We start from the raw sequence: 26,309 nt of genomic DNA on the forward strand, positions 1-26,309 counted from the left end.
TAAAACTATAGAAACCAACCGTAATTATATATAGGAAAAGGTTCAAATCTTAAAACTAATCAACAGGATAAAATTTATGACTAGCTTAACTCTAACTAAACAACAACAAGACCTACTGCATCCAATTCGTCAGTGGCTAGAATCTAGAGAAATTAATAACGCCAAAATTGCTCATTTCTTATGCAAATTGATTCCTGCTCAATGTCCGTTTGAAAGAGATATCGTACTATTTGGTCGTAAGCTATTCCACATTCCACCAATGTGTAAGCTTAATCCCTTGTATGAAGAAGTAGTTGGTTTGCGTTTCAAAGCTCTTTGCTATCTTGCAGATGAATGTGGTGAAGATGTTACAGTCTATTGCTAACAGTTAGCCGTCAGTTGTAATTGCACACTTACTGTAGTACCTTTCCTAGCACTTGATTCAATCATCAGTTCACCATTATGAGCTTCCAAAATACGCTTATTAATAGCAAGTTCCAATCCTGTTCTAGAGGTTTTTGTCGGATAAAAAGGTTTAGTTAACTTAGGCAAAACCTCTGGAGCTATGGGTTTGTCACTACTATGTATATTAATGTATTTACGTCATTATAAATTATTAATCTTACACCCTCTCCTTCTGATATTACTTCACAAGTATTCTGTCTATATTAATTAATATTTGCTTCAATTTATTTTTGACACTAATATCTGAACGATATTTATTGTTGTATAAAATTACATTTCACGTCCTACTGTTTCTGGTGTTTCTCGCAGAGATGGTAGGATTTCATAAATAAATTAGTTAATGTCGATTTTTCTAGCTTCTGTCCTGTATATAGCGATTCCCTATTTAAGTGAGGTACACAACCAATGTTTTAAACACAGAGGAGCGCTAAGGTAGCGCACAGAGAAGCATGAGGACGGAAGCCAGCGCTCATAACTTCGGTGGTTACGCAGAGGTTTGCCAAATTATATTAGCAATTTATTCATACTAAATTGGCACGCGGGAGTCTTGTTTCAAAATTACGGCAGTTTTGCGGTCAGAAAATCTACACTGCAAACTGCCTCCCCTACAAATACTTAATTTTTTCAGAAATCAAACCTGATTCCTATATGTGTATAATCTAAACACAAAAATATAAAAAACAAGTAATTTTATGTAAATAAACGTAAATTTACGTGTATTATATCAAGTTACTTGTTGAGTTAATTTGGAGTAATTGTTACTTAAAAACTAAGACATATAAACTAGTAGCTAATTTAATTTCTGCTTATCTTTAATTTTTTCAAATAATCAAGTGAGAAATATCAGGTTATTAAACTCCTATGACAGCCCACATTCTACTTGTTGAAGATGAAGCTAAACTAGCACGATTTGTAGAATTGGAACTAAGTTATGAAGGCTATAAAGTTACCGTCACACACGATGGATTAAGTGGACTGACTACAGCCAGAGAGACTCATCCAGATTTAGTAATTTTAGATTGGATGTTACCTGGTTTATCGGGGTTAGAAATTTGCCGTCGCTTGCGAAGTACAGGGGATCAAGTGCCAGTCATCTTATTAACAGCAAAGGATGAAGTCAGCGATCGCGTGGCTGGTTTAGATGCGGGTGCCGATGATTATGTCGTTAAACCCTTTAGTGTCGAGGAATTATTAGCTAGAGTTCGCGCTCACTTACGCAGAACCCAAGAAGTAGACGCAGATATATTGCAATTTGAAGATTTGCAGCTAAATCGTCGCACGCGGGAAGTGCATCGCGGCGATCGCGACATTGAATTAACAGCTAAAGAATTTGATTTACTAGACTATCTACTAGCACATCCCCGACAAGTGATTACGCGCGATCGGATTTTAGAGGAAGTCTGGGGCTACGACTTTATGGGAGATTCCAACGTTATCGAAGTTTACATCCGCTATCTACGTCTAAAATTAGAAGCTAACAACGAAAAGCGTCTGATTCAAACTGTGCGTGGTGTCGGTTATGCATTGCGCGATTGAAAACAATACTCTCAGCAAAAACTCATCAAACAGAGGGTGATATATACTAGGATGCAAAAAGTTGCCTTTAGACGTCAGTACATATTATCAGGAGTGTAATGACTTATCTCGAAACCGCAGCACAATTCTACAGTGAAGTTGCGCAAACACCGCAAGTTGGACTTTGTTGCGTCCAAAGTTCGCCCCTCCAACTGCCAGGATTGAAAATTCCCCAACAAATGCAGGAAATGAACTATGGTTGCGGTAGTACAGTTCACCCTGCGGAATTAGCAAATCAACCTACTGTGTTGTACGTTGGAGTTGGTGGTGGCTTAGAAGCCCTGCAATTTGCCTATTTTTCTCGTCGCCCCGGTGCTGTGATTGCTGTTGAGCCGGTGGCGGCAATGCGGGAAGCAGCTGCACGCAACTTAGAAATTGCTGCTCAAGAAAATCCCTGGTTTGATGTTAGCTTTGTAGAAATTCGTGCGGGCGATGCATTTAACTTACCTGTTGCCGATGCTTGTGTGAATGTCGTAGCACAAAATTGCCTTTTCAATATTTTTGAGCCAGAAGATTTAACTCGTGCTTTACACGAAGCACATCGTGTCTTAAAACCAGGCGGACGTTTGCAAATGAGCGATCCAATCGCCACTCGTTCTATTCCACCACATTTACAGCAAGATGAGCGTTTGCGCGCTATGTGTCTATCTGGCGCACTTACCTATGAAGAGTATATTCAACGAATTATTGATGTAGGTTTTGGACAAATAGAAATTCGCGCCCGTCGTCCTTATCGTCTTTTAGATTGCCAAACTTATCATCTCCAAGAACACTTACTTTTAGAAAGTCTTGATTCTGTATCTTTCAAAGTTCCTATTCCTGTAGATGGAGCTTGTGTTTTTACTGGCAAGACAGGAATCTATTCTGGTTTAGAAGACGTATTCGATGATAATGCCGGGCATATTTTGCAAAAAGGTGTACCAGCCGCAGTGTGTGATAAAACAGCTGCCAAACTCGCTGCTTTACTGCCAGACAAATTAATAATTACTAATTCTACGTGGCATTACACTGGTGGTGGTTGCTGTTAGTTGATAAGAAAGACTTAGTATTTTAAGATGCGAACGCGATCGCTAATCCCAATTCTCTTTACAGGTGAATTTAGCTAGTGGTCTATCGCATTAATTATGATGGTTATATAAGTTCGTAATAAGGACTTGAGTCCTAAACTCCGAAAGCACTCTTCGTGCTTACTACAAATCATCGCTCATAATACACCAAATTATTCTTATATCTTCTAAATTAGAATTGTGGTAAATATCAGGACAATATTAACTAATGCAAACTAAATCAACAAATTCAGTATTAACTCCTTTCAAACATAAACTAACTTTCCCTTTAACTAAAAAGCGAATTAATGTTTTACAAATTAATCTAGGTAAGCGTTGCAATCTTGCCTGTACTCATTGTCATGTAGAAGCCGGTCCAAAACGTAAAGAAGAACTTTCTCCAGAAATTTGTGCTCAATTGATTGAGCTAATTGACAATTTTCCCCAGATTAAAATTGTCGATTTAACTGGGGGTGCGCCAGAAATGAATTATGGATTTAAGCCTCTAGTAGAGGCAAGTCGAGCAACAGGAAAACAGGTAATTGTTCGGTCTAATTTGACTATTTATTTTGAAGACGGGTTTAGTGACTTGCCAACCTATTTTGCCAAGCATCGAGTGAGAGTTGTTGCTTCTTTGCCCTGTTATTTAGCAGATAATGTTGATCAAATGCGTGGTAGTGGAGTTTATAATAATTCCATCAAAGCATTGCAATGGCTTAATCAAGTTGGTTACGGCAAGGAACCAGATTTAATTTTAGATTTAGTATATAATCCCCAATTACCTTCTAGTGAAAAATTTTCTTTAACTCCCGACCAAACTAAGCTAGAACAAGATTATAGAGTGTTTTTAAAACAGAACTTTAATATTGACTTTAACAATTTATTTACTATCACCAATCTACCAGTAGGCAGAACTAAATTGCATTTAGAACGAAAAAAACTTTATAGTCCTTATCTACAATTTTTAGAATCACATTTCAATACCAATACGGTAGAAAGTTTAATGTGCCGCGATGAGCTTTCAATTGATTATCTTGGTAACGTATATGATTGCGATTTTAACCAGATGATGAATTTACCTGCAAAAACTCGTAGCGGGGAAAACTTGACAGTTGCTCATTTGCTTACAGCTGGCAATTTAGATTTAATAGACGAAGTTCAAACAGCTGCTTATTGTTACGGTTGTACTGCTGGGTGCGGTTCTAGTTGTGGTGGCGCTTTGGTATGATGAGCAGAAAAATATACTAACTCTATATCAGAAATAATCTGTTACAGAATCTGTTACCGATAACTTGCTCACATCCAGTTCGGTTTACGATCAAAGATAGTTAAGTTTCCTCATACCTTGATCTCAAGCCGTGGATTAATAAAAAATTCCACGGTTTTGTTTCTGTTGTAGTAAAATTCAGCACTCGAAATCCTTTTCAGTTAGTATCATTGAGGTAAAACTGACTCTATCAGTTGCGATTCCGTTACAAAAAATGTTACGAGCGTGTTTATACCGCTAAATAATCGTTATCATGATATTTAGTTAAGCTCCTCACACCACACCAAAAGCCGTGAATGTTTATTTCACGGCTTTTTTTATTAACCTCACCCTATGACTAATCCTTTATCCATCAGTGGAGAGGGGTTAGGGATGGGGCTTTTTCATTATTGTCAATTAATTAAAGTCTGAATATTACGGTTAACTGCACGCCAACAAGCATGAAAACGCAAACCCCAAAACATCTATTACCACCAGCTTTAAGATCGAGAAACTACCGTCTATTTTTTGGTGGACAAGGTATATCCTTGATAGGTACTTGGATGACACAGACTGCCACTATTTGGCTAGTTTATAGTTTAACCCAATCGCCCTTAATGCTGGGAGTTGTGGGATTTAGCAGTCAAATTCCTAGCTTTATTCTTGCTCCTTTTGGTGGGGTATTTGTAGATCGCTTTTCCCGCCACCGTATCTTGATTAGTACGCAAATCTTGTCAATGATTCAGTCATTAGCATTAGCGACGTTGGCGCTATCTGGTGTTATTCATATTTGGCACATCATTGTCTTAAGCGTATTTCAAGGATTTATTAGCGCTGTTGATGCACCAGCGCGGCAAGCATTTGTGCCAGATTTGGTAGAACGTAGAGAAGATTTAGCCAATGCGATCGCGCTCAATTCTACAATGTTTAACGGAGCGCGGTTAATTGGCCCGGCGGTGGGTGGTTTATTGGTTGCTAGTATTGGCGCTGCATACTGTTTTTTAATTGATGGTCTTAGTTATATTGCTGTAATCATCGCATTATTAGCGATGAAAATTAAGCCTAGAACAATATTAGTTAGTACAGCTAATCCATTGGAACAAGTTAAAGAAGGATTTTTTTATGCTTTTGGTTTTCCACCAATACGAGCATTATTATTGTTATCAGCTTTAGTTAGTTTCTTCGGATTGCAATACACTGTGCTTGTACCAGTATTTGCAGAAAAAATTCTTCAAGGTAACGCAGAAACATTGGGGTTTTTAATGGCTGCATCTGGAGTTGGAGCGTTATCGGGTGGTATTTATTTGGCATCGCGAAAAACAATATTAGGACTTGGTAGATTGATTGCTTTTGCTCCAACCATTTTAGGAATAGGATTAATTACTTTTTCACTATCACGTTATTTGCCGCTTTCTTTATTCACAATGCTATTTATTGGGTTAGGAACAATCCTCCAAGTTGCCTCTGGTAACACAGTTTTACAAACAATTGTTGAAGATGAAAAACGCGGACGAGTGATGAGCTTATTTACTATGGCGTTTTTGGGAATAATTCCTTTTGGTAATTTATTAGGAGGAGCTTTGGCAGTTCGTATCAGTGCTCCTACTGTATTAATTATTGATGGAATTGTTTGTATTTTAGGTTCTATGTATTTTACTAGGCAACTACCTGCTCTGCGGCAACTAGTACGTCCAATTTATATAGAAAGAGGAATTTTAAATGAAGGGTTACATTAACTCTAGATTACAAGAAAATTATGTTTTATAAATCGACCACAGATAAACCACGAGATGCACGCGGATGATTATCTGTGTCCATCTGTGGTCGTTATTATCATAAAAGGAGGCACAAAGATGGTTACAAGCCGAAGTGAATACTACATTTCTCCAGAAGAATATTTAGAAGGCGAAAAAGTTAGCCAAATCAAACACGAGTATATTGATGGGCAAGTCTATGCAATGGCAGGGGCAAGTGATGCTCATGTCACTATTAGTATGAATTTATCGATGCTGCTGCGAAACCATTTGCGGGGTAGTGGTTGCCGGGTGTACATGGCAGAAATGAAAGCACAAATTGAAGTTATTAACCGCTACTACTATCCTGATATCATGGTTACTTGTGATGCACGAGATAGAGAGTTTGAATATTTTAAATGCCACCCGAAATTAATTGTAGAGGTACTTTCAGATAGCACAGAAGCTTTTGACAGAGGTAAGAAGTTTGCAGACTACCGCCACCTAGAATCATTGCAGGAATACGTACTCATTTCCCAAGACACAATGAGTGTGGAATGCTTCCGCCGCAACGAAAAAGGGCGCTGGGAACTTTATCCCTATGAAAAAGGCGAAGAAGTGCATCTAGCTAGCGTTGATTTTTGGTGTGAAATTGAGGCGATATATGAAGATGTAGTGCTAGTAAAAGAGAATGCTTATTAATCCAACATTTCTGGATCGATTCCCAAGCTTTGGAGTTGTTCAGAGGAAAGAGTACGCAACTTCTCTACAATTTTTTTGCGCTTTTGTCGTTCAACTTCCGCACGTTCCTCACCCGTTAGCAATAAATTTCCTTGTGCATCCCACCATCGTAACCAAGGTAACTCTGCATTCTGATAAACACCTCGCCAAATTCCCAGTTCTAGCCCCATCGGCTTAATAAGATAATGTTCCCGCTCGTTAGGTGTCATGAGTTGATAAGTATTATCTACGAGGCGATAAACTTCCACGCGCGCCTTTCCCACCTCATAAATTGCATAATAAGGTACCCGAATTGCCTGCTCGTAAACCCAAAACTTTCCTGGTTCTCCCTGTAAAGGTGTGGTTTTATCTCGTTCTTCGCTACCATCTCCCGATACAAATTCAATCACAATCAACGGCGCGACATATTCCTTCCACAGCACGTAGGAACGTCGCATTTTGCCATTCAGAGTTGGCGGTACATTGGGTACATAAAACCAGTCTGGTGCTTCCGCCCCTTTCTCTGGAGGATCGGTTAAGCGCCAGTAAATGCCTGCGTCTTGTCCGATGCAGTAATTTCCATCAGGATGCAGTTGCTGCAAAACGGGTGTAATTGAGTCAGTGAGTAAGATACTTTGGGGATGTTCTTGCAGATTTTTCACGAACTTACCGTCAGAGTCTGGCAACTGCGTGTGATCTGGTAATGTTAATTCCGATAGGGAAGTCATAGGTACAACCCAAAGTGTATCTGAATTCAATTGTAGATTGCAATTTTAGACATATATAAACAAATTGCTGTATGGTATTACGATTATTTGCTTTAGAACAATTAAGCAAACTGTAAGTTAAAAATTTGAGAGAGTCGTTACTCTTTTAGGGGTTGATCCCTTTGTAGCATTTGGTGTGGCTTGAGTGATATAATATCAGACTACAAAACAAAAGTTTTTTAAACAGTTTTTTAAACATTTTAAATTATATTACGACTACTCAAATTTCATTATGGCAACCTCCGATCGCTCGTCTGCTCGTTTGCGTTCCGCTACAGAATTCCCCAAGACAATCAATAATCTTAGTCGTCCTCAGGCAAATCAATTATATGAAGAAATGCGAGATTGCCTAATTTTTACAAATCGTAGCCGATCGCAACTACTCCGCAGAAGAGAAGAAGATAAACAATCTACCCTGCGTTTAAAAGCAGACGTAGAACGTTTACAAACCATGATTAGTCAACTGAAACTAGAGAAAGAACAACTTGCTAACAGTAATCGGCAAATTGTTACCGAACTGGAGCATGAGATCGGCTCGATGGCTGGGCATTTAGATGAGCTTGCCGCAGCTTTTGATTCTGTTGCAGATATTGATAATCCCAACCAAACTCAATGGAGTTATTTAGCCTTTCCTAGTCGTTTCTTCAAGTTCATCCGAGCAATCAAAGCAATTGTGCTGTGGTGGCGTGAGGAAAAAGGTGAGGAACAAGAAGCAATAGAGGTTACCAATCAAATTAATGACGATGAGGATCGCAACGACAAACCACAAATGTACACAGATCCCGCTTCACAGGGACGATCACTTTTAGATAGGTAGAGCTTGATGGGAAAAAAACGAATTACTAAACTATTAGAGGATCTGAAGGAGAATCAGCAGCATGAGTTGCATAATGCCGCAACGATATACACGGTTGCACAGATTGCTGTCAATGAACTGCAACTTTCTCAAGATTCGCAGATGCCAAAGCCAACTATTGCAGCCTTACCATCTGTACTGGAGAAAATTGATCAAGCTCAACTACTCAAACAGTATGGCTCTTACAATGGTTGTCGCCAAGCTGCTAAGGAAAAAGGAATTAAATTCTCCCGTACTCCCAGTTGGGAACAGTTAACAGCAGCATTCAGCTACGCACAGGCATTTGAAAAGATAATCGAAGCTTATATGAAAATGTATCCAAACCAAAAACTCAAAGGAACTAAATTCGAGTTCACCATATAATCTCTCAACCTAAGTTTCACGAAACAGTTGGATCGTCATTACCTTTGAGATCCCGTAAAATCTTTTCTATTTGTTCTACTCTCTCAGGTCTATTTTGGGTTTTAAATACTTTTAATGCTTTTTCTAAAGAAGCGATCGCTTCATTTCTTTTACCTTGTTGCCAGAGTGCCTGAGCTAAATTAGTCAGTGCATCTCCATACTTGGGATTAATATTTAGTGCTTTATTGTACTCTGCAATTGCTTCTTCCCAACGCTGTTGACTTGCGAATACAACTCCAATAGCATTGTGTGCTAAGGCATATTTAGAATTTAAACGAATTGCCTCTTGATATTCTTTGATTGCATCTTCTGTTTTACCCTGACGAAATAGCACATTCCCTAACTGGTAATATCCAAACGCATCTTTTGGATACTTTTTGATTAACTTACGCAAGTTCTCTTCTGCACCAGTGAAATCACCTTGATTGATGAGGGTATTTGCTGTTTGAACTAGTTGCGATCGCTCCTGTGATTGATTGTCAGAGAACTGCGCTAGAGTTTGTGTGCTAGAATTTCCCACCTGTGCAAAAACAGATTGGCACGTATTCGTTATAGTCAAGATACCCAGCATCAAGTAACTAGCAGTTTGAAACAATGCTGACTTGAAAGGATTGTTTGGCTTCATAACGTCACAGTATCTTCTGTTTTGAGGACTGGATTTCAAGTTCAAAAAATATATTATCAATTTTCAAAACACCAAATCTCAAAAATGTATTTATGATTCTGTGTTTTGCTCGCTTTGCATGAGTCGTGCTTGGGTGCGGCGCAATTCTTCTAGGGCTAACTCTAAACTTTGATTTTTTTCATTTAACTCCCGTGTCCGTTCGCGCACCTTCTTTTCTAGCGCCTGACTGTATACTTCTAGTTGTTCGTTAGTATCCTTTTGAATTTTAATGAGTTGCTGAACTTCTTGGATCAGACGATTGAGGGAAACAGCCAAGATACCAACTTCATCATTGGTTGTGACAGGTGCTTGCAAATCGAAGTTAGATTCTCCTGTAACCTGTTGGGCAACATGGGTGAGTGTTTGAATCGGGCGGGCAATAGCGCGACTTGTGTACATTGCCAGTAAAGTTGCGATCGCAATTGATAATAACAAGCTCCCTAAAATTATTTGCAGGCGTAATCTCTCTGCCCTTAGCAGTTCTCGCTTTGATTGCTGATACTCTTGGGCTATAACTTCCATCAGATTCTTGATGTCGTCAAGAAAATCATCCATCAAAAATACCGACGAGCCATGCATGAAATTAAACAGTTGAGTTTGTGCTGTTTCAATCTCGTCTGCTGATAATTTACTGGGATTATTATCTCGAAAAAAAGCTTCTGTACGTTTTAAGTAAGCATTAAAACCTTTATAGTTTTTCAACAGGCGGTAAACTGCTTTATGCTCACGAACAGAATCATATATAATGCCAATGTTCTCGATGCTGTAATTTGCTCCAAATTCAGACCAGACTTGTCGAGCTTGATCAACATACTCAACTAACTCAGCATAATTTTCTTGCCATAGTTTTGGCCGATCCATGTACAGAAGTAACTGGTGCTGAGTGGTGCGGACACGAAACACGCTCGTTTTCAGTTGAGATACTTGGTATAGTTTTTCAATCGCTGCTTTTTCCCGTTTGTGGGCTTGATATTGGTAGCGATCTGCCATCAAAAAACCAATGGTAGTTCCCAGCACAGTAATGCTCAAAAGCACTCCATATCCAATACCTATCTTTTGTCCAACTTTCAGGTAGCTGAACCAATATCTAGAGTGAGTAGAATGCAAGCGGTGATTTGACTCCTCAACAGCCAGTTCATCAAAGTTGCTGTGCTGTTTCATACCTCAATCATGACTAAGATGGGCTTGAATTAGTTCCAGCAATTCTCTGAAGCGAAATGGTTTGGTAATATAGTCGTTTGCTCCATTGTTGAATGCAATCATTCGTTCGCGATCATCTTTACGGGCTGTAACAATAATAATTGGTCGTGTGTCTCCCCGCCTACGCAATTCTCTTAGTACTGTCCAACCATCCACCATTGGAAGTCCTAAGTCAAGCAGCATCAAATCAAATTCAGTGTTTTGAGCTAACAGCATCGCCTGCTGTCCATCTTTCGCAATAATAGTTTCGTATCCCTGCCTTTGCAACCCTTTTTCAATAAAAGCAGCAACACCTGCTTCGTCTTCAACAATCAAAATTTGATTCATAAAACCAATTTTGATTTAATTAGTAAAAATGAACATGAGAATTATACTCATGTTCGTAAACGATAACCCATTCCTCTGACTGTTTCAATCAAATTGCTGCCTAATTTCTTGCGCAGATAACCGACGTAAACATCGACAATATTAGAACCTGGGTTATAGTCATAACCCCAAACGTAATCTAGCAGTTGTTCTCGGCTGATAATTTGTCCCGGATGGCGGCAAAACATTTCAGCCATTGCAAATTCGCGGGAAGGCAATTCAATGGCGCGATCGCCTACTTTTAACTGTCGAGTTCGTAGATCGAGCGAGATTTCACCAGCCTTGAGGATAAACTCTTCTAGATTTGTTACAGATTTAGTATTTCGCAAGCGCACTCGTATCCGCGCCAGTAGTTCTTCAAATCGGAAGGGTTTAGTAATATAATCATCCGCACCCCCCTCTAGCCCAGCAACTTTATCGTGAATGTCACTGCGGGCAGAGAGGATAATCACAGGCAACTCTTCTCCTTGCCGGCGTAATTCTTCTAGAACTTGAAATCCGTCTTTGCCGGGTAATCCCAGATCCAATATGAGTAAATCAAAAGTTCCACTCTGCGCTACGTCAACTATGTGCAGTCCATCGGCAACAATTGTGGTGGTAAAACCTTGCGATCGCAATCCTTTCTCGATAAAGGAGGCAATCCGGGGTTCATCTTCGGCGATTAGAATGTTGGGCATATGCACTCATTTCCTGTGGGGGATCGAGCGGTAAGACGATAGTAAACATTGAACCTGTTCCTAGCTTACTCCGAAGTAACACTTGACCACCGTGAGCCTCGGCGATCGCTCGTACAATTGCTAGCCCCAGCCCGGCACCCTCTGAACGACGGCGACTGTTGGAAGAGCGGGCAAAGCGCTCAAAAATACGTTTTTGATCGACAAGGGGGATACCTTCACCTGCATCGCGTACCCAGAACCGCACCTTGCCTTTGGCGATCGCAGAACCAATAGAAATAGTATCACTCTCTCCTGTATGCTGAGTAGCATTTTGAGCTAAGTTCATTACAGCCTCAGTAATTCTTTGGCGATCGATGATAATTTGACCTTTTGCCACAGCATCTAATTGCCAGTCTCGCCCTGCCAACGCCACAGCTTTGCTAAATAATTCTTGTGTTAATTTTGCAACATCTACTTTTGTTAGTTGTAAAAAGTCCAAGCGTTCTGCCTTTGCTAGCAAAATCATATCATCAACTAGACGGCTCATCCTATCTAGTTCTCCCATCACCAGTGCCAGTGTTTCTTGTTGCTCTTGGGGATCATCTCCCATCAATTCTAGATGTCCTCGAATGATGGTAATAGGAGTCCGCAGTTCATGTCCAGCATCGTTGACAAATTCACGTTGGCTAGCAAAAGCTGCTTCTAACCTGTCCATCATTTCGTTAAATGTCGTTGCCAGTTCTGCCAGTTCTCCTTTTCCTTGTACGGGTAAGCGCTGAGTTAAATCTGTCTCACTAATAGCATGAGCAGTATTGATAATTGTTCGTAAGGGAGCCAATACCCGTCCTCCCGCCAACCAAGCAAGAATTGAAGACACTACAAACACCAGGCTGGAAACCTCAATTACCACGGAAATAGATTCTAGAGCTTCTGCTCGCTCACCAGCTGCACTATGCGCAACAACAAAGACTCCTCGCGTTTTGTCATTCAGTTCAATTGGTTGCACCATGTAAAGAATTTTACCAGTGTTAGAATCGGAGAATTCCTTTTCTCCTTCCTCTGGTTGAGTTTGTTTTGCCCACTTTTGCATTAGCTCTGAGTTTTCTGCAAGCTGTTTGGGGCGCGCTCTAGGGCTAGATTTGTAGAATTCACCGTCAATAAACGTGATGAAATAGGATTCATCCTCTGATAGTCGATGCCGCAAGTAAGTTTTGAAAAGCAGCTTTAAATAGTCTTGCGGGGTTTGCGGAGTAGTCTGTTTTTTGGCGGAGAGGGAGAGTAGCTCGCTCCATTTCTCTGACTCGAAAGCAATGTCTTCTGAATCGTCATCAGCGATCGCATCTTTGGGAGCAACTGCTTGAGCATTCAGCAATGCCTGAAAAGCCGCCATATCTTCTATCATATCCTGACGAACACGCTCATCAATACGCTGGTAGAGCCGATAGCGAAATGCAGGAATGGCAATCATAAACGTGACTCCCAAAATTAGCAAATACCAGAGCAAAATCCGAGTACGCGCTTCTTTGAATAATTGCTGCCAACCTGAAAACGGCTTGGGTATTTTGGTGCTAGATGTGCGATCGCCTGTTGCACTGCTCATTTATTGCCCTCCCCGATATGTGCTCAATTATTTCACTCTTCGCTCAACTAGATCTATGTTATCTGTGCGCAATAATAGAAATTAAGAACGCAGTCTCTATGAACTTCGTAATATCACCAAATATGTGTAGGGACTCAATACCAATTCTTTTTGAGAATTTGCCTAATATTCCTACACCCTAGAAGAGTGTAGCTATACAAACAAAGCCGCCTTCGCAGGCTAAGAAAGCTCACCATTTTAGAGAATTGGTATTAAAGATCTAATTTTGGATCTTTGATTAATAGTTTGACGCAGTTATACAATTACAGAAATATCGTTAATCAATAGTAGTGACTATAAAAACTGACTCTGTATCATTAATTTATGCAAAAATTAGTATAAATTCATTCCCCGTTCTCACATTTTTGGAGTTGCAGCAACCCACCTTAACTCCAGATGAGAACTCGCTCATGGAAGACTCATTAATTGCCACAGGTTGGGAAACCACTGATTATGTTGGTGTGATTTTTCTGATCATCAGCCTTGTGATACTTGTGGGCGTTGTGAGCAGAAGAATAGAAAATGCAATTATTTTTGCTTTGATGGTGAGTTTACTGATTATTGCCTTGTTTTTGTTTACAATCTAAAAAAATTAGTTCAGCTTTTTCTCAAAAATATAAGTAAAATTTCTCAAACTAGTCTCTCTTTGAGCTACCTCAAAGACGACACGATTAATTATTGGCACACTAAGGATAGCATCAGTTTAGGGGAACACCAGAAATGACTAATGCTACCCTCAACTATCAAACAGCTCCTGGACACCAAATTTTAGCAGCAGCAGGTAAAAGATATCTGCGTCCGGGTGGCAGACAAGCAACAGAGCAATTATTTAAGTGGGCTAATTTTCAGCCAGGGGAAACTGTTTTAGAACTTGCATCTAGTTTTGGTTTCAGTGCGATCGCTCTTGCCAAACGCTACAAAGTCAAAGTCGTAGGTGTAGAAAAGAATCCTGAGAGTGTAGCGCGATCGCGTGCTAACATTCGCGCTGCTGGGTTAGAAAACCAAGTCGAAATAATTGAAGGTGATATTTTTCACCTAGAAGCTATACCAGGCAAATTTGATTATGTTTTGGCAGAAGCAATTCTCACAATGCAATCTCCACCAGGCAAAGCCAAAATTTTGACAGGAATTCACAATAAACTTAAACCCGGTGGAAAATTTCTTTGTCATGAATTATTAGCCCGCAACAAAGAAGCAGAAATCCATTCTGAGTTAGCAAAGGTAATTAAAGTAAATTCTACACCGCTACCAGAAGCGAACTGGATTAATGCTTGTGCTACAGCCGAGTTGAAAGTACAAAAACACCAAACTGGAGCAATGGCTTTATTGAATTTGAGAAGAATGTTTGAGGATGAAGGGATATCTAATACAATTCGGATTTTGTGGAATATTTTGACGAATGAACCTATCCGCAAACGAGTTCTAGAAATGCGCCAAGTCTTCAAAAAATACCGCCGTGAATTAGGCTACATAATTTTCTGTGCTGTTGCAGATTAGGTACTGGGTACTGGTGATTGGGTACTGGGAAGAAGAGTAGGAGGAGTGGGAGAGAATTATTTTTTATTTGATATCTTGCACCTACCCCTTAACACGCCAGAGAATAAATTCTCAAACCTAATAGCACAAGTCCGTTAAAACGGACTCAAAGACTGTTCCAGTCAGATTTATCTGACTTAAGCTATTAGACAAGAAATTTATTTCTTGGCGGGACGAAAAGCTGGTGCAAGATGTAAGTTGTGTCTCTTTGTCCCCACATCCTTTTGCCTTCTAGTTATCACTATAAAAATTCAAAAATACTATGACTACCACATTCACAAATAATTCATCTTGTGTCAAACAATTGCGAGCAGAAATTGAATATCCACGTGACGGAGTTCTCAGCAAAGTATTATTGAAGGATAAAATTTGTCAATACACCCTTTTTTGTTTGGCAGCTAACACTGAAATTTCTGAGCATACTTCTACTCGTAATGCCACTATTAATGTCATTGAAGGACGAGGTTTACTAACATTATCAGGAGAAGAAATTATCTTAGAACCAGGTATTTTTGTGTTTATGCCTGCTCATGCTCCTCACGCTTTAAAAGCAGAAGAAAATTTAGCATTTTTGTTAACGCTGTCAGATAATTCCTCTCAAGATTAATTAAGTAGCCATCGTGAACTTTGTACACCAGAATACATGAAAATACCTCTTCACCTGTTTCCTGTTCCCTTTGTTTGAGGTAGTGGAAGATGTGCAAGTGCAGCAAGAGTGGCAGCATGCGATCGCTATTCTTTGTTTACCTCTAGTTGTTGATGCACGAGAACGAGAAAAATTATCTCTAGTAGCCTAATAAATATTTATCCTCCAGGGGAATGAGGACAATGGCTCAATCTACTCTCAATACATCTAGCAATCCCCAAGCATGGTATGAGCCAATGCTTTCTCCAGAGCATGGAATATACGTAGTGTTGCTAGTTTCTTTCTTAATTGGTGCGGCTGCTGCACAAGCTTGGAAGTTGACAACCACGCTGGCTTTGATATGTGCTTTTTGTGGCTTCCAGGCTGAACATCCTTTAGTAATGCAAATCAAGCAACGTCGCAGCCTCAAGCCACGTTTTATTTTTTGGGGTGGGTTATATGCTGTGATTTCTGGCGGAATTGCAATTTGGCTATATCTGAGTTATCCAATTTTATTGTGAGATTTATGTAGGTGCGATCGCTGCTTTAATCGTGGATGCTTTTTCTGTTTTACAAAGAGAGCAAAAATCTATTTTTAATGAGGCGATCGTCTTTGCTGGGGTTTGTCTTTCTACTCCCTTTGCCTATGCTGCAACAACTGGAACTGTTTCCGCTAGTGTCATGGGGCTTTGGGCGCTCAATACTCTCTACTTTTCCAGCACCATTTTCACAGTTAAGTTGCGCAAACCAAAAACTAGTTCTGTCATTCCAGGGGTAGTTTATCATGCTATTGCCAGCCTAATTATCTTGATCCTCTACTGGTTTGGTTGCCTATCTCCAGTTGCAGCTCTAGCTTTTGGGTTGGCATTACTTAAATTTGGCATTGCTGCCTTAAATCAAGAATGGTATCGCACCGCTAAAATTCAATTTGTAGCAACGCTTGAAAGTGCAACTGCTTTTGCTTTTTTTGTAATTGTTGCCCTTTCAGTTCTACCTGCACGCTTAACAACTCTTTAGCCAAATGTAAGCCAAATCCATAATTTGACAGCCTTTGATTCGAGTATGTCCGATTCCAGATCAATCTAGATCAAACTAGATCAAATTAATTACTTCTCTGTGAAGAGGGCAATACTACCTAGAAGCATTTTCATAAAGGAAATTCAAGGTAGTTCCAATGAAAAAATTTCATCACCAAGCATGAAAAAGGTATTTTACCTTACACCACTCTTTTTTCTGTAGGCGGGTACTTTTTATTCAAACCCTTATTATTAAATTATTTACAATACCCGCCTTACGGTTACTGAGAATAATGCAAGATATAAAAAATTACCATTAATTTTGAAAGGTGCTTGTGAGTAGATTCTGAATTAATGGCGATCGCTACTAACGAGGATATTACTCACATTACAAAAGAGACAGTGGAAATTTCCCAGCCAGTACATACAGGATGTCGGACAGAACTATGGATAGTTTTGATTATGACGTGGTGATTGTTGGTAGCGGCCCTGCGGGTTGTAGCTGCGCTCTCTACACATCCCGCTACAAATTGAAGACCATCCTGCTTGATAAAAATCCATCTGCTGGAGCCCTCGCCATTACCCAAAAAATTGCTAATTATCCGGGTGTACCTGGAGAGATCGGTGGAAGTGAACTGCTCGAACGTATGCGTAAGCAAGCGATCGCATTTGGCACTGTTTACAAACGCGCCCAGGTTTTCAGTATTGATGTCCAAGACACCCAGAAAAAAGTTTACACTCCTGAAGGCACCTTCACGGGTCGAGCACTCGTGCTTGCCTCTGGAGCGATGGGTCGTACTGCTTCCATTCCTGGTGAAACTGAATTCCTTGGTCGGGGGGTGAGCTACTGTGCAACCTGTGATGCAGCTTTCTATCGTAACCGTGAGGTAGCGGTTGTCGGCATGAGTCAGGAAGCGATTGAAGAAGCCCAAGTACTCACCAAATATGCTTCTAAAGTTCATTGGGTAACAGCTAAAGATCCAAGCAAGATGAATGGACACGTGCAGGAACTACTAGCTGAACCATCAGTGAAGCTTTGGAAAAAAGCCCGTTTGCAACAAATAGAGGGTAATGACACTGGCGTTACAGGTGCCAAGTTGCTCTTGATGAATCAAAAGACAACCACTACCCTCCCAGTCGAGGGAGTATTTGTCTATTTACAGGGTGCTAAACCGATTACCGATTTTTTAGTTGGTCAGATCGATCTGAAACAGGACGGGGGCGTTAAGGTCGATGAAATGATGCAAACTAACGTACCAGGCGTTTGGGCAATTGGAGATATCCGCAACACGCCTTTTAAGCAGGCGGTAGCCGCAGCTGGGGATGGTTGCATCGCGGCGATGGATATTGACCGCTACTTGAAACAGCGCCGGAGCATCAAACCTGACTGGGGTTAAGGTAAACAACGATGACTACTAGCAACAGCCTTGAATGTCGATATTTAGGTTGGGGCAGCTTGAAGGAGTTTCGTCAAATACCTTTGGCTGACGATGAAGCTCTAATATATACCACTGCGATTGGTAATGCCCCAGTTTTGATACGCGGTTTTTTGAATTGCATTCGCTCGGAGGAATTAAAAAGGAGATTGCCAGAGCAATTTTCTGAGAATGACCTAGCAGGGGTCATAGTAGAGATGTTAAGCTCATCCCCCAGACTTCAGTCGGGGGATTTCGCGGGCATCGGGAATTGGGAATTGGGCATTGGCCAATGCATGAATGCCCCTTGCCCCAAGACGACGGACGACGATTCTGAGCGCCCCTTAAAGGAACGGGCTTCCCCGTCGTCTTTTGGTGAGAACGTTACCTGACAGTCTCATGGCAGATTTAAATGAGCGCACCAACAGTGATGACACCCAAGTTGTTTGCGCTGTCATTAGTTGGTAATTGAATATGAGCTACCTCAGAGACTTAATTGACCATTTCTGACAAACTAAAGGGGACTAGGGACTAGGTACTCGTGACTGGGGTAATGGGAAATTTTTGATTAAATTTTTGGAGGTTTGATTATGACCGATACCACCTTAGTTGATGCCGATATAGCAATGTCTCCAAAAAGGCGATCGCTTAGTTTACCTGCTTGGTTAGTACTCATCTGCATAATTGCTTTTACAGCTTTATTATTAGCGGGGGCTGCTATTTGGAAAAATGCCCCTCCTGTACCAGAAATAGTGCGTTCTCAACAACAAGAAATTATCTTTACTAAAGCAGAAATTCAAGCCGGACAAGAAACTTATTTAGCTCGCGGTGGGCAACATATTGGTAGTATTTGGGGGCATGGTAGCTATCTTGCACCCGATTGGACAGCTGATGTACTTCATCGTTGGGGATTAGCCACTGCTGGAGTTTTATACAACGATAATCCTGATTTTTCTCAAGCTGATTTAGAAGCTTTACCAGCCGCAGAAAAAGCAAGTTTACAAGCACAAGTCAGCCAAGAATTTAAAACCAATCGCTACGACTTTGAAACTCATGAATTAATCCTGACAAATGCCCAAACTGAAGGATTAAAAAAAGTCTTTCAAGACTATCAAAAACTATTAGCTCATGGCTCTACCATTCACTCAATTCCTGAGGGTTGGTTTAAAGATAATACCCAAATTCGCAACGTCACGTCCTTCTTTACTTGGACAGCTTGGGCAGCAGCAGCCAATCGCCCGAATGCCCCATTGTCTTATACTGTAAATTGGCCCCATGATGACTTAATTGGCAACCAAGCACCAGGACAATTTATTATTTGGTCAATTGTCTCAGTTATCATTTTAATTGCTGGGGTTGGTATATTTCTATTCGTCTACTTAACTCAAGAAGAAACTGACGAAGTACAACCAGTGCCAGCACGCCCAGCAGTACGAATTCCTACTCCTTCTCAAAAAGTCACTTCGCTCTTTTTTGGCGTAGCGATAACGATGTTTTTAGTGCAAATTATTATGGGAATGTTCACAGCTCACTATGCTGTGGAAGGAGAAGGATTTTATGGAATTCCTCTAATTAATTTCCTGCCTTATGCAGCTTCTCGCACTTGGCATTTACAACTAGCTGTCTTCTGGATTGCTACTTGTTGGTTGGCGGCTGGACTTTATTTTGCTCCGCGTTTTGGTGGAATTGAACCGAAATTTCAAGCGCTTGGTAATACTGTTCTCCTGGGTGCCTTAGCCCTTGTTGTTGTCGGTTCCATGATTGGTACTTGGCAGGCGGTAACGGGAGTTTTAGACGTAAAAAATAGCTTTCTTTGGGGACATCAAGGCTATGAATATATCGAGTTAGGAAGAGTTTGGCAATTGTTATTAATTGGCGGCATGATATTTTGGCTATGGTTAATGTATCGTGCTTTCAAACCAGCTTTGAAAAAAGAGAAAAATCCCACTGGCTTGAGTCACTTTTTCCTCTATAGTGCAATTACAATTCCTCTGTTTTACTCCGTTGGTTTGGCGTATACAAACCACACACCTTTAAGCATTGCTGAATATTGGCGTTGGTGGGTAGTTCATCTGTGGGTGGAAGGTTTCTTTGAGGTATTTGCTACTGTTGTGATTGCCTATTTATGTAGTGAATTAGGTTTCTTAAAGAAATCTTCGGCTTTGCGCGCAACTTACCTAACTACAATTCTGTACTTGGGTAGCGGTGTGGTTGGCACGTTACACCATTTATATTTTTCCGGTACACCGTCATTTATTGCCGCAATCGGAGCTGTATTTTCAGCTTTGGAGGTAGTACCTTTAACGCTAATTGGTTTTGAAGTTTTAAAGACACTAAAATTATCTCAAGAAGCAGAAGGATTTTATCGGTGGCCTTTACGCTTTTTTATCGCTACTTGTTTTTGGAATTTAGTTGGTGCAGGTGTATTTGGTTTCTTAATTAATCCTCCGATTATTCTTTACTATTCACAGGGTTTAAATACCACTCCCATTCATGCACATGCAGCTTTGTTCGGAGTTTATGGTTGTTTGGCATTGGCGCTGATGCTATTTGCTTTGCGCGAGTTTGTGCCAGAGAATGCTTGGAATGAGCGGTTACTGCGCTTTTCTTTCTGGATGATTAATGGTGGTTTAGTCGGAATGCTTGTTTTGGGGTTAATTCCCAATGGCTTCTATCAACTAGCTGTGTCGATTAATCATGGTACTTGGTTTGCCCGTAGTGCAGAAGTAATTAGCAGCCCTTGGATGAAATGGACTGTGTGGTTGCGAATACCCGGTGATATTATTTTTGCCATTGGCGCGATCGCCATGTTTGCTTTCACACTCAGGGCTATTATTGCTGTGTTCCGCTTTCCGGTGCAGCCAAGGCACACAGAACTACCTGCTGCGATTGGTGCTGGCACAGAATCTTAAGACTATCTGGCTCAATTGTTTGAGTACGAGGTTTATCTTACTTTTTTTAAGATGCCAGTAACTACAGTGTATGGGTCTGTTGAGATGATCGGAATTTCTGTGCCACGCTTAACAATTACACCGCTTATTGATAACTGAGCACCTGAAGTTTCATCAATGGATTTTGCTGTTAAAGTGCAGTCTTGTTCTACCTTGTAAGTACCTGCTGCTTTACCTGGCACAATCGTACCGTTGAGACTCAAAGTCTGCCTCGTACTCAAGTTTCCATTACCATCAAAGTCAATCAAACCATTGGAAGCAAAAAGTCCAGGCTGCATTGGCCCACCCTCAAGGATAGTTCCCGTCGCTTGAATTCCAAAGCTACCTTCTATGGTTGCATTTCTACACCTTGAGTCAGCCTGCGCTGTCGGAGCATTGCTCAGAGCAATGATGAAAAGAAGAATAGCAGCAAATATAACCGCGAAAAGCTTGTTCATGAATTTCACCCAATCCTGTAATTTAAATTATAAATTTCATACTTTCACCCCATTTTCCACAACAGAGGTGTTCTGTTTTTTGAGAGCGATCGCTAGTCTTGTATTATGAATGACGAGATTTATATATAGGAGTCAGGAGTCAGAATATTCTGGATTCTGCCTTCTGCCCCACTGAACTTGAGATTGCCGTGCGACGGCGCTCTGAGTTCTCTCTGCCCTCTGCCTTCTATTTATCATGTCTATCGATCTGATCTCAAAATATAAATGTTTTCATGGTCAAGTTGGTTTTTACAGCCATCAGTCTTCTAGCTGTAATGCACAAATGCGCTTTGCTGTCTACGAACCACCGCAAGCAAGTTATGAACCAGTGCCAGTTCTGTATTTCCTTTCTGGCTTAACTTGCACAGAAGAAAATTTTATGGTGAAGGCGGGAGCGCAACGCTTTGCAGCCAAGTATGGTTTGATGTTGGTGGCACCAGATACTAGTCCCCGCAACACAGGAATTGTAGGTGAGGATGACGAATGGGATTTTGGCACGGGTGCTGGCTTTTATGTGGATGCTACTGCTCAACCGTGGGCGTCACACTACCAAATGTACAGCTACGTTGTCCACGAGTTACCCACCGCGATCGCCGAAAACTTCCCAGCCAATCTAGACAGACAAGGCATTTTCGGTCATTCTATGGGTGGACATGGGGCGCTCATCTGTGCAATGCGAAATCAAGAGCAATACAAATCAGTTTCAGCCTTTGCACCTATTGCTGCACCGATGCGTTGTCTTTGGGGACAGAAGGCGTTCAATCGTTATTTGGGTGATGATCAAGAAACTTGGCGTGCTTATGATGCCAGTGAATTAATTAAGCAAGTTGGTTATCACAGTCCAATTCTTATCGATCAAGGAACTGCGGATAAATTTTTGGCAGAGCAATTGTTTGTGGAAGCATTTGAACAAGCTTGCCAGGAAGTTAATCAACCTCTAAATCTGCGTTACCAAGAAGGTTATGATCACAGTTATTACTTCATCGCCTCTTTTATTGAAGATCATATTCGCCATCATGCGATCGCTCTACTTCAATCTACTCCCCCAGATTCTAATTATCAGCTTTGAGTTTTAGCAGTTTAAAATCAAGTCTATAAACTGCTCTTTACTTTCATGAGTACAAGAGCGATAGTTTATGTTATGAGTCGATGACTTAAGAGATGATTTATAAAATTGTAGGGTGTGTTAAAGCACAACAGTGTAACGCACCAAATTTTTTGGTACATTACGGCTATTTCTTGCTCTCCTAAACTCCCAAATCTTTCCATAGCCGTAAAACAACGGTAATAAAACGAGAACTCAGAGCGGCGGCTTCCGCCGCTCTGAAGTTCGGTGGGCAGAACATCTAACCATTTTTACCTCCCCTAAATCCTACATAATATTTGCTGTTAATTTTGGCTATGAATCACATCAAAGCTATCTTAGGTTATCTAATTTGCAAAATCCTGTGATGTCTTTAATGTAAAGAATTTGGCAGATATTTTTTCTTGTTTACATAAAAGTTAATAATATAAAAAATATTTTAAAACAATGTCAATAAATTTGAGGAAGATAGTTAATAAAATCTGCAAAAAAAGACGGATGATTGTGATTAACGTTAAAAATAAAAAACCAAAAAATTGCAAAAGATTCTTCTCAATCAGTTGTTACAACTTCAAGTGATGATTCAATTAATCAGGTGACAAATAACGTTATAATATTCAGCCTTCGCCATTAGTCAGAACTAAAAAAATGCTGGACTAATGATGAGTATGACCAGTAAACTAACAACACTAAACGAACAATAATTATGACTAAAAGCATGAGTGCGGCACTGCGCTTACGTGAAAAATTACCTTTTCCACTACAGCGTTTAGCAGATTTAGCTTACAATTACTGGTGGTCTTGGACGAGCGATCGCATTGCCTTATTCCAAACCATCGATCCTCAAGAATGGGAACGCTGCGGACACAATCCAGTCGCAATATTAGAATCAGCAACATACGAACGCCTTACCCAACTAGCAGAAGATCCGTTTTATCTCAAACAAATTTCTGCCCTCGGCAGAGAGTTTGATGAATACATGATGCAGAAAAATACGTGGGTGAGTCGGGTAGCACCGCAAGTTTCCGCCGAACATCCCATAGCATACTTCTGCGCCGAATTTGGCATCCATGAATCTCTGCCCGTCTACTCTGGGGGTTTAGGCATCCTTGCAGGGGATCACCTCAAATCTGCATCAGACTTGGGCGTACCGATGGTGGGGATCGGGTTGCTTTATCGCCAAGGTTACTTTCGGCAGCGCTTGAATCGTAGCGGTTGGCAAGAGGATTACTATGTAGACAATCCTTTTCACCGGATGCCCTTGGAATTAATCAAAAACGAGCAAGGGGAAGCGCTTACCATTGAATTAGAAATTCGCCAGCGCCGGGTGAAAGTGCAAGTTTGGCAAGTGCAAGTAGGGCGAGTCACGCTTTATTTGTTAGATAGCGATCGCCATGACAACGATCCCATTGATCGCTGGCTCACCGGACATCTCTACGGTGGTAATCAAGAAACCCGCATTGCTCAAGAAGTTGTGTTGGGAATTGGTGGTGTCCGCGCCCTTACCGCTTTAGGTATTAAGCCATCCGTCTATCACCTCAACGAAGGACATGCCGCCTTCTGCACCTTAGAAATTGCTCGCCAAAAAATTGAGCAGACAGGCAAATCCTTCTACGATATCGAAGCCGATGTCCGCAAGCAGTGCGTATTTACCACCCATACACCCGTTCCTGCCGGGCATGACGTCTTCTCTCCCGACTTGATGGACTCCTTCTTTGCCCACTACTGGACACAACTGCGTCTTTCCCGCCAACAATTTTTGGCATTGGGCGCACGCCGACTTGGCGATCCCTGGGAACCCTTTGGCATGACTGTTTTGGCACTGCGGATGTGTCGTACTTCCAACGGTGTCAGCGAATTGCACGGACGGGTTTCCCGCCAGATGTGGACAGTTCTATATCCAAATCGCTCCGAAGACAACGTTCCGATTGGTTACATTACCAATGGCGTCCATGCACCCACTTGGACTGCTCCTTTAATGGCAGATTTATACAATCAGTATTTGGGAGCAGATTGGAAAACTCGTGCTGTCGATCCCCAAATGTGGGAGAAAGTAGAAGATATTCCCAACGCAGAATTATGGTGGCGACATCAAATTCTCAAAGAAAGACTAGTTGCCCATACCCGCCATAAGGTAAAAATAGCCAGAGAAGGGCGAGGCGAAGAATACGAAAGAATTCAAGCCATCAACACCCTACTAGATCCCAAAGCCCTAACCATCGGATTTGCCAGACGTTTTTCGCCTTACAAACGCGGACATTTACTACTGCGGGATCTTGATCGCGCCTTACGGATTTTTGGCAATAGCGATCGCCCAGTCCAAATTGTCTTCTCCGGCAAAGCCCATCCCGCCGACGAAGAAGGCAAGCGGATCATTCAACGCTTGATGGAGTGGTGCAGACATCCAGCGATCGTCAACCGTGTCGCTTTTATCGAAGACTACGATATCTACACCGCTACCAAACTCGTGCAAGGCGTTGATGTTTGGTTAAACAATCCCCGTCGCCCCCTCGAAGCATCCGGTACAAGCGGACAAAAAGTCTGCTTTAACGGTGGTATCAATTGCAGCGTTCTCGATGGCTGGTGGTGCGAAGGCTATCAAGCCGATGCCAACGGCAAAGGTATTAACGGCTGGGCAATTGGCGAAGATGCCCACACTAGTGATCAGGAATTGCAAGACCGGATTGATTCCGAATCATTGTATCAATTGTTAGAGGAGGAAATAGTTCCCCTCTACTACAATCAAGATGAAAAAGGCATTCCTCACGGTTGGGTGCAGATGATGAAGGCATCAATTAAGACAAATGCACCCCTATTTAACACCGACAGAATGATTGCCGATTACGTTTCTCAGGTGTATGTGCCAGAAATTTCTGTCGCAGTGCCACCAATTTTAGCGAAAGTTTCAGTGTAAAGGTTGGATAAAATTTATGCATTTAGGGTGGGTGTTTTTGCCTGCCCTTTTTTGTGTGTACTAACCCTACTCACAATCTTTGTTTAATGCTCTCAATAGGGATGTTATGTAGAACAACCTAACATAGCCGGGTATGACGGGCAATTGCCCACCTTGCTTTTCGTGTAAGGTACTATAGAGTTGAATTCTGAGGAGCTAAGGGTATGACTTTAGCATCAAATGGGCAAGCGGCTATTATCCGTACAGAACGTGGACTGACGATAGCAGGTACACGCATTACCCTCTATGACGTTATAGATTATCTTGAATCGGGATGGTCGCCAAAACTAATCCGAGATTGGTTGCCTTTAACAGAAGAGCAACTTGAGGTGGCACTTTCCTACATCGATACCCACCGTAATGAGGTGGAAGCTGAGTATCAAACCGTTTTGCAAACAGCTCAAGAAATCCAAGATTATTGGCAAGAAAAGAATCGTGAACGGTTAGCACAAATTGCCAGTATATCCCCCAAACCTGGACAGGAGGAAATCCATGCCAAGCTGCAAGCTTGGAAAGCAAAACTTGGACTAGCTCCATGATCGTTTTGGTTGACCACCACTTGGAGGGTTACATTGTTCTATTACAAGGAGCCTTGGCAAATGGGGGATGGCTTGATTTGTTGTCAATGCATTTTGTGTTACTTGAAGAAGTTGGGTTAGCAGTTGATAGCAGCGATCGAGTGGTTTGGCGATTTGCTCAACAGAGTCAAATGATTCTTTTGACTGCTAATCGTAAGATGAAAGGCAGAGACTCTCTAGAGCAAACAATTCGTGAAGAAAATACGCCTACATCCCTTCCTGTAGTGACGATTGGGAGAGTGGATAGGCTAAGTAACCGCGAATACCGAGAACAGTGTGCTGCTCGTCTTGCTGAAATTATCATGTATCCCGAAATTTGTGTAGGAGTTGGTCGGGTATTTATTCCATAAAGTTTTCTAGT

28 protein-coding genes are annotated in these 26,309 nt (G+C 41.2%); 20 read left to right on the forward strand and 8 right to left on the reverse strand.

The window, feature by feature from the left end; genetic code table 11:
• The first annotated feature begins 76 nt into the window (after positions 1-76).
• Positions 77-364, forward strand: a complete 288-nt coding sequence (locus tag QUB80_RS29740; RefSeq protein ID WP_289793065.1) for a Mo-dependent nitrogenase C-terminal domain-containing protein — start codon at positions 77-79, stop codon at positions 362-364.
• Here the strand turns inward: QUB80_RS29740 and QUB80_RS29745 are convergent.
• Positions 361-573: an ATP-binding protein gene (locus tag QUB80_RS29745; protein WP_336622363.1), complete on the reverse strand. Its 213-nt coding sequence runs from the start codon at positions 571-573 to the stop codon at positions 361-363. The two genes, QUB80_RS29740 and QUB80_RS29745, sit on opposite strands and share 4 nt — an antisense overlap.
• 732 nt (positions 574-1,305) lie before the next feature.
• Here QUB80_RS29745 and QUB80_RS29750 point away from each other — a divergent pair.
• The 5 genes from QUB80_RS29750 to QUB80_RS29770 all read left to right on the forward strand — a co-directional run bounded on the left by QUB80_RS29750 (position 1,306) and on the right by QUB80_RS29770 (position 6,746).
• Positions 1,306-1,980, forward strand: coding sequence for a response regulator transcription factor (locus QUB80_RS29750; protein WP_289793066.1), 675 nt, complete (start codon positions 1,306-1,308; stop codon positions 1,978-1,980).
• 98 nt (positions 1,981-2,078) lie between these two features.
• The gene (arsM, locus tag QUB80_RS29755) at positions 2,079-3,047 is read left to right on the forward strand and encodes an arsenosugar biosynthesis arsenite methyltransferase ArsM (protein WP_289793067.1); all 969 of its coding nucleotides are present in this window, start codon (positions 2,079-2,081) and stop codon (positions 3,045-3,047) included.
• A 247-nt stretch (positions 3,048-3,294) separates the two neighbouring features.
• Positions 3,295-4,293: an arsenosugar biosynthesis radical SAM (seleno)protein ArsS gene (arsS, locus tag QUB80_RS29760; RefSeq protein WP_289793068.1), complete on the forward strand. Its 999-nt coding sequence runs from the start codon at positions 3,295-3,297 to the stop codon at positions 4,291-4,293.
• A gap of 479 nt (positions 4,294-4,772) precedes the next feature.
• Positions 4,773-6,047: an MFS transporter gene (locus QUB80_RS29765; RefSeq protein WP_289793069.1), complete on the forward strand. Its 1,275-nt coding sequence runs from the start codon at positions 4,773-4,775 to the stop codon at positions 6,045-6,047.
• 117 nt (positions 6,048-6,164) lie between these two features.
• Positions 6,165-6,746, forward strand: a complete 582-nt coding sequence (locus QUB80_RS29770; RefSeq protein WP_289793070.1) for a Uma2 family endonuclease — start codon at positions 6,165-6,167, stop codon at positions 6,744-6,746.
• Here the strand turns inward: QUB80_RS29770 and QUB80_RS29775 are convergent.
• On the reverse strand, positions 6,743-7,492 hold the full coding sequence (locus QUB80_RS29775; protein ID WP_289793071.1) for a Uma2 family endonuclease: 750 nt from the start codon (positions 7,490-7,492) through the stop codon (positions 6,743-6,745). The two genes, QUB80_RS29770 and QUB80_RS29775, sit on opposite strands and share 4 nt — an antisense overlap.
• Before the next feature lie 271 nt (positions 7,493-7,763).
• On the opposite strand from QUB80_RS29775, the gene QUB80_RS29780 reads away from it, so the two are divergent.
• Positions 7,764-8,348, forward strand: a complete 585-nt coding sequence (locus tag QUB80_RS29780; protein ID WP_289793072.1) for a hypothetical protein — start codon at positions 7,764-7,766, stop codon at positions 8,346-8,348.
• 6 nt (positions 8,349-8,354) lie between these two features.
• Positions 8,355-8,750, forward strand: a complete 396-nt coding sequence (locus tag QUB80_RS29785; protein WP_289793073.1) for a hypothetical protein — start codon at positions 8,355-8,357, stop codon at positions 8,748-8,750.
• 16 nt (positions 8,751-8,766) lie between these two features.
• Here QUB80_RS29785 and QUB80_RS29790 read toward each other — a convergent pair whose 3' ends face one another.
• From QUB80_RS29790 to QUB80_RS29810, 5 genes are all read right to left on the reverse strand, one after another.
• A complete protein-coding gene (locus QUB80_RS29790; protein WP_289793074.1) occupies positions 8,767-9,414 on the reverse strand; it encodes a tetratricopeptide repeat protein in 648 nt (215 codons plus the stop codon).
• A gap of 90 nt (positions 9,415-9,504) precedes the next feature.
• Positions 9,505-10,614 (reverse strand): HAMP domain-containing protein, encoded by a 1,110-nt coding sequence (locus QUB80_RS29795; RefSeq protein ID WP_289793075.1) that lies wholly within the window; start codon positions 10,612-10,614, stop codon positions 9,505-9,507.
• 3 nt (positions 10,615-10,617) lie between these two features.
• Positions 10,618-10,980 (reverse strand): response regulator transcription factor, encoded by a 363-nt coding sequence (locus tag QUB80_RS29800; protein WP_289793076.1) that lies wholly within the window; start codon positions 10,978-10,980, stop codon positions 10,618-10,620.
• Between the two features lie 47 nt (positions 10,981-11,027).
• Positions 11,028-11,696, reverse strand: a complete 669-nt coding sequence (locus QUB80_RS29805) for a response regulator transcription factor (RefSeq protein WP_289793077.1) — start codon at positions 11,694-11,696, stop codon at positions 11,028-11,030.
• Positions 11,668-13,275, reverse strand: coding sequence for a sensor histidine kinase (locus QUB80_RS29810; RefSeq protein ID WP_289793078.1), 1,608 nt, complete (start codon positions 13,273-13,275; stop codon positions 11,668-11,670). Before QUB80_RS29810 ends, QUB80_RS29805 begins: the two co-directional genes overlap by 29 nt.
• A 329-nt stretch (positions 13,276-13,604) precedes the next feature.
• Here QUB80_RS29810 and QUB80_RS29815 point away from each other — a divergent pair, with 329 nt between their 5' ends.
• The 8 genes from QUB80_RS29815 to QUB80_RS29850 all read left to right on the forward strand — a co-directional run bounded on the left by QUB80_RS29815 (position 13,605) and on the right by QUB80_RS29850 (position 20,818).
• Entirely contained in the window at positions 13,605-13,901 is a 297-nt protein-coding gene (locus QUB80_RS29815; RefSeq protein ID WP_289793079.1) for a hypothetical protein, read from the forward strand.
• A 133-nt stretch (positions 13,902-14,034) separates the two neighbouring features.
• Positions 14,035-14,811: an SAM-dependent methyltransferase gene (locus QUB80_RS29820; RefSeq protein ID WP_289793080.1), complete on the forward strand. Its 777-nt coding sequence runs from the start codon at positions 14,035-14,037 to the stop codon at positions 14,809-14,811.
• A 301-nt stretch (positions 14,812-15,112) separates the two neighbouring features.
• On the forward strand, positions 15,113-15,457 hold the full coding sequence (locus tag QUB80_RS29825) for a cupin domain-containing protein (protein WP_289793081.1): 345 nt from the start codon (positions 15,113-15,115) through the stop codon (positions 15,455-15,457).
• Positions 15,458-15,678: 221 nt separating this feature from the next.
• Entirely contained in the window at positions 15,679-15,996 is a 318-nt protein-coding gene (locus QUB80_RS29830) for a YwiC-like family protein (RefSeq protein WP_289793082.1), read from the forward strand.
• Positions 15,997-16,027: 31 nt separating this feature from the next.
• Complete coding sequence (locus QUB80_RS29835; RefSeq protein ID WP_289793083.1) at positions 16,028-16,492, forward strand: hypothetical protein; 465 nt, start codon at positions 16,028-16,030, stop codon at positions 16,490-16,492.
• Between the two features lie 445 nt (positions 16,493-16,937).
• Complete coding sequence (locus tag QUB80_RS29840) at positions 16,938-17,888, forward strand: NAD(P)/FAD-dependent oxidoreductase (RefSeq protein WP_289793084.1); 951 nt, start codon at positions 16,938-16,940, stop codon at positions 17,886-17,888.
• Between the two features lie 11 nt (positions 17,889-17,899).
• Positions 17,900-18,298: a hypothetical protein gene (locus QUB80_RS29845; RefSeq protein ID WP_289793085.1), complete on the forward strand. Its 399-nt coding sequence runs from the start codon at positions 17,900-17,902 to the stop codon at positions 18,296-18,298.
• Between the two features lie 198 nt (positions 18,299-18,496).
• A complete protein-coding gene (locus QUB80_RS29850) occupies positions 18,497-20,818 on the forward strand; it encodes a nitric-oxide reductase large subunit (protein WP_289793086.1) in 2,322 nt (773 codons plus the stop codon).
• Positions 20,819-20,850: 32 nt separating this feature from the next.
• On the opposite strand, the gene QUB80_RS29855 is transcribed toward QUB80_RS29850, so the two are convergent.
• Entirely contained in the window at positions 20,851-21,294 is a 444-nt protein-coding gene (locus tag QUB80_RS29855; protein WP_289793087.1) for a hypothetical protein, read from the reverse strand.
• Between the two features lie 235 nt (positions 21,295-21,529).
• Between QUB80_RS29855 and fghA the strand changes: the two genes are divergently transcribed.
• From fghA to QUB80_RS29875, 4 genes are all read left to right on the forward strand, one after another.
• Entirely contained in the window at positions 21,530-22,402 is an 873-nt protein-coding gene (fghA, locus tag QUB80_RS29860) for an S-formylglutathione hydrolase (RefSeq protein WP_289793088.1), read from the forward strand.
• A gap of 721 nt (positions 22,403-23,123) precedes the next feature.
• A complete protein-coding gene (glgP, locus tag QUB80_RS29865) occupies positions 23,124-25,331 on the forward strand; it encodes an alpha-glucan family phosphorylase (RefSeq protein ID WP_289793089.1) in 2,208 nt (735 codons plus the stop codon).
• 203 nt (positions 25,332-25,534) lie between these two features.
• Positions 25,535-25,909: a DUF433 domain-containing protein gene (locus tag QUB80_RS29870; RefSeq protein WP_289793090.1), complete on the forward strand. Its 375-nt coding sequence runs from the start codon at positions 25,535-25,537 to the stop codon at positions 25,907-25,909.
• Positions 25,906-26,298: an ACP S-malonyltransferase gene (locus tag QUB80_RS29875; protein WP_289793091.1), complete on the forward strand. Its 393-nt coding sequence runs from the start codon at positions 25,906-25,908 to the stop codon at positions 26,296-26,298. The genes QUB80_RS29870 and QUB80_RS29875 overlap by 4 nt, the downstream gene beginning before the upstream one ends.
• Positions 26,299-26,309: the final 11 nt, after the last annotated feature.

Origin of the sequence: Chlorogloeopsis sp. ULAP01, assembly GCF_030381805.1 — a bacterium.
Classification (GTDB): Bacteria; Cyanobacteriota; Cyanobacteriia; order Cyanobacteriales; family Nostocaceae; genus Chlorogloeopsis.

Excerpts from the sequence above, each read along its gene's own strand:
- QUB80_RS29855 (WP_289793087.1), bottom strand. The coding sequence starts at position 21,294 with ATGAACAAGCTTTTCGCGGTTATATTTGCTGCTATTCTTCTTTTCATC.
- QUB80_RS29785 (WP_289793073.1), top strand. The coding sequence starts at position 8,355 with ATGGGAAAAAAACGAATTACTAAACTATTAGAGGATCTGAAGGAGAAT.
- QUB80_RS29825 (WP_289793081.1), top strand. The coding sequence starts at position 15,113 with ATGACTACCACATTCACAAATAATTCATCTTGTGTCAAACAATTGCGA.
- QUB80_RS29765 (WP_289793069.1), top strand. The coding sequence starts at position 4,773 with ATGAAAACGCAAACCCCAAAACATCTATTACCACCAGCTTTAAGATCG.
- arsS (WP_289793068.1), top strand. The coding sequence starts at position 3,295 with ATGCAAACTAAATCAACAAATTCAGTATTAACTCCTTTCAAACATAAA.
- arsM (WP_289793067.1), top strand. The coding sequence starts at position 2,079 with ATGACTTATCTCGAAACCGCAGCACAATTCTACAGTGAAGTTGCGCAA.
- QUB80_RS29750 (WP_289793066.1), top strand. The coding sequence starts at position 1,306 with ATGACAGCCCACATTCTACTTGTTGAAGATGAAGCTAAACTAGCACGA.
- QUB80_RS29810 (WP_289793078.1), bottom strand. The coding sequence starts at position 13,275 with ATGAGCAGTGCAACAGGCGATCGCACATCTAGCACCAAAATACCCAAG.
- QUB80_RS29795 (WP_289793075.1), bottom strand. The coding sequence starts at position 10,614 with ATGAAACAGCACAGCAACTTTGATGAACTGGCTGTTGAGGAGTCAAAT.
- QUB80_RS29850 (WP_289793086.1), top strand. The coding sequence starts at position 18,497 with ATGACCGATACCACCTTAGTTGATGCCGATATAGCAATGTCTCCAAAA.
- QUB80_RS29875 (WP_289793091.1), top strand. The coding sequence starts at position 25,906 with ATGATCGTTTTGGTTGACCACCACTTGGAGGGTTACATTGTTCTATTA.
- fghA (WP_289793088.1), top strand. The coding sequence starts at position 21,530 with ATGTCTATCGATCTGATCTCAAAATATAAATGTTTTCATGGTCAAGTT.
- QUB80_RS29840 (WP_289793084.1), top strand. The coding sequence starts at position 16,938 with ATGGATAGTTTTGATTATGACGTGGTGATTGTTGGTAGCGGCCCTGCG.
- QUB80_RS29770 (WP_289793070.1), top strand. The coding sequence starts at position 6,165 with ATGGTTACAAGCCGAAGTGAATACTACATTTCTCCAGAAGAATATTTA.
- QUB80_RS29780 (WP_289793072.1), top strand. The coding sequence starts at position 7,764 with ATGGCAACCTCCGATCGCTCGTCTGCTCGTTTGCGTTCCGCTACAGAA.
- QUB80_RS29820 (WP_289793080.1), top strand. The coding sequence starts at position 14,035 with ATGACTAATGCTACCCTCAACTATCAAACAGCTCCTGGACACCAAATT.
- QUB80_RS29845 (WP_289793085.1), top strand. The coding sequence starts at position 17,900 with ATGACTACTAGCAACAGCCTTGAATGTCGATATTTAGGTTGGGGCAGC.
- QUB80_RS29870 (WP_289793090.1), top strand. The coding sequence starts at position 25,535 with ATGACTTTAGCATCAAATGGGCAAGCGGCTATTATCCGTACAGAACGT.
- glgP (WP_289793089.1), top strand. The coding sequence starts at position 23,124 with ATGACTAAAAGCATGAGTGCGGCACTGCGCTTACGTGAAAAATTACCT.
- QUB80_RS29775 (WP_289793071.1), bottom strand. The coding sequence starts at position 7,492 with ATGACTTCCCTATCGGAATTAACATTACCAGATCACACGCAGTTGCCA.
- QUB80_RS29790 (WP_289793074.1), bottom strand. The coding sequence starts at position 9,414 with ATGAAGCCAAACAATCCTTTCAAGTCAGCATTGTTTCAAACTGCTAGT.
- QUB80_RS29740 (WP_289793065.1), top strand. The coding sequence starts at position 77 with ATGACTAGCTTAACTCTAACTAAACAACAACAAGACCTACTGCATCCA.
- QUB80_RS29800 (WP_289793076.1), bottom strand. The coding sequence starts at position 10,980 with ATGAATCAAATTTTGATTGTTGAAGACGAAGCAGGTGTTGCTGCTTTT.
- QUB80_RS29805 (WP_289793077.1), bottom strand. The coding sequence starts at position 11,696 with ATGCCCAACATTCTAATCGCCGAAGATGAACCCCGGATTGCCTCCTTT.
- QUB80_RS29830 (WP_289793082.1), top strand. The coding sequence starts at position 15,679 with ATGGCTCAATCTACTCTCAATACATCTAGCAATCCCCAAGCATGGTAT.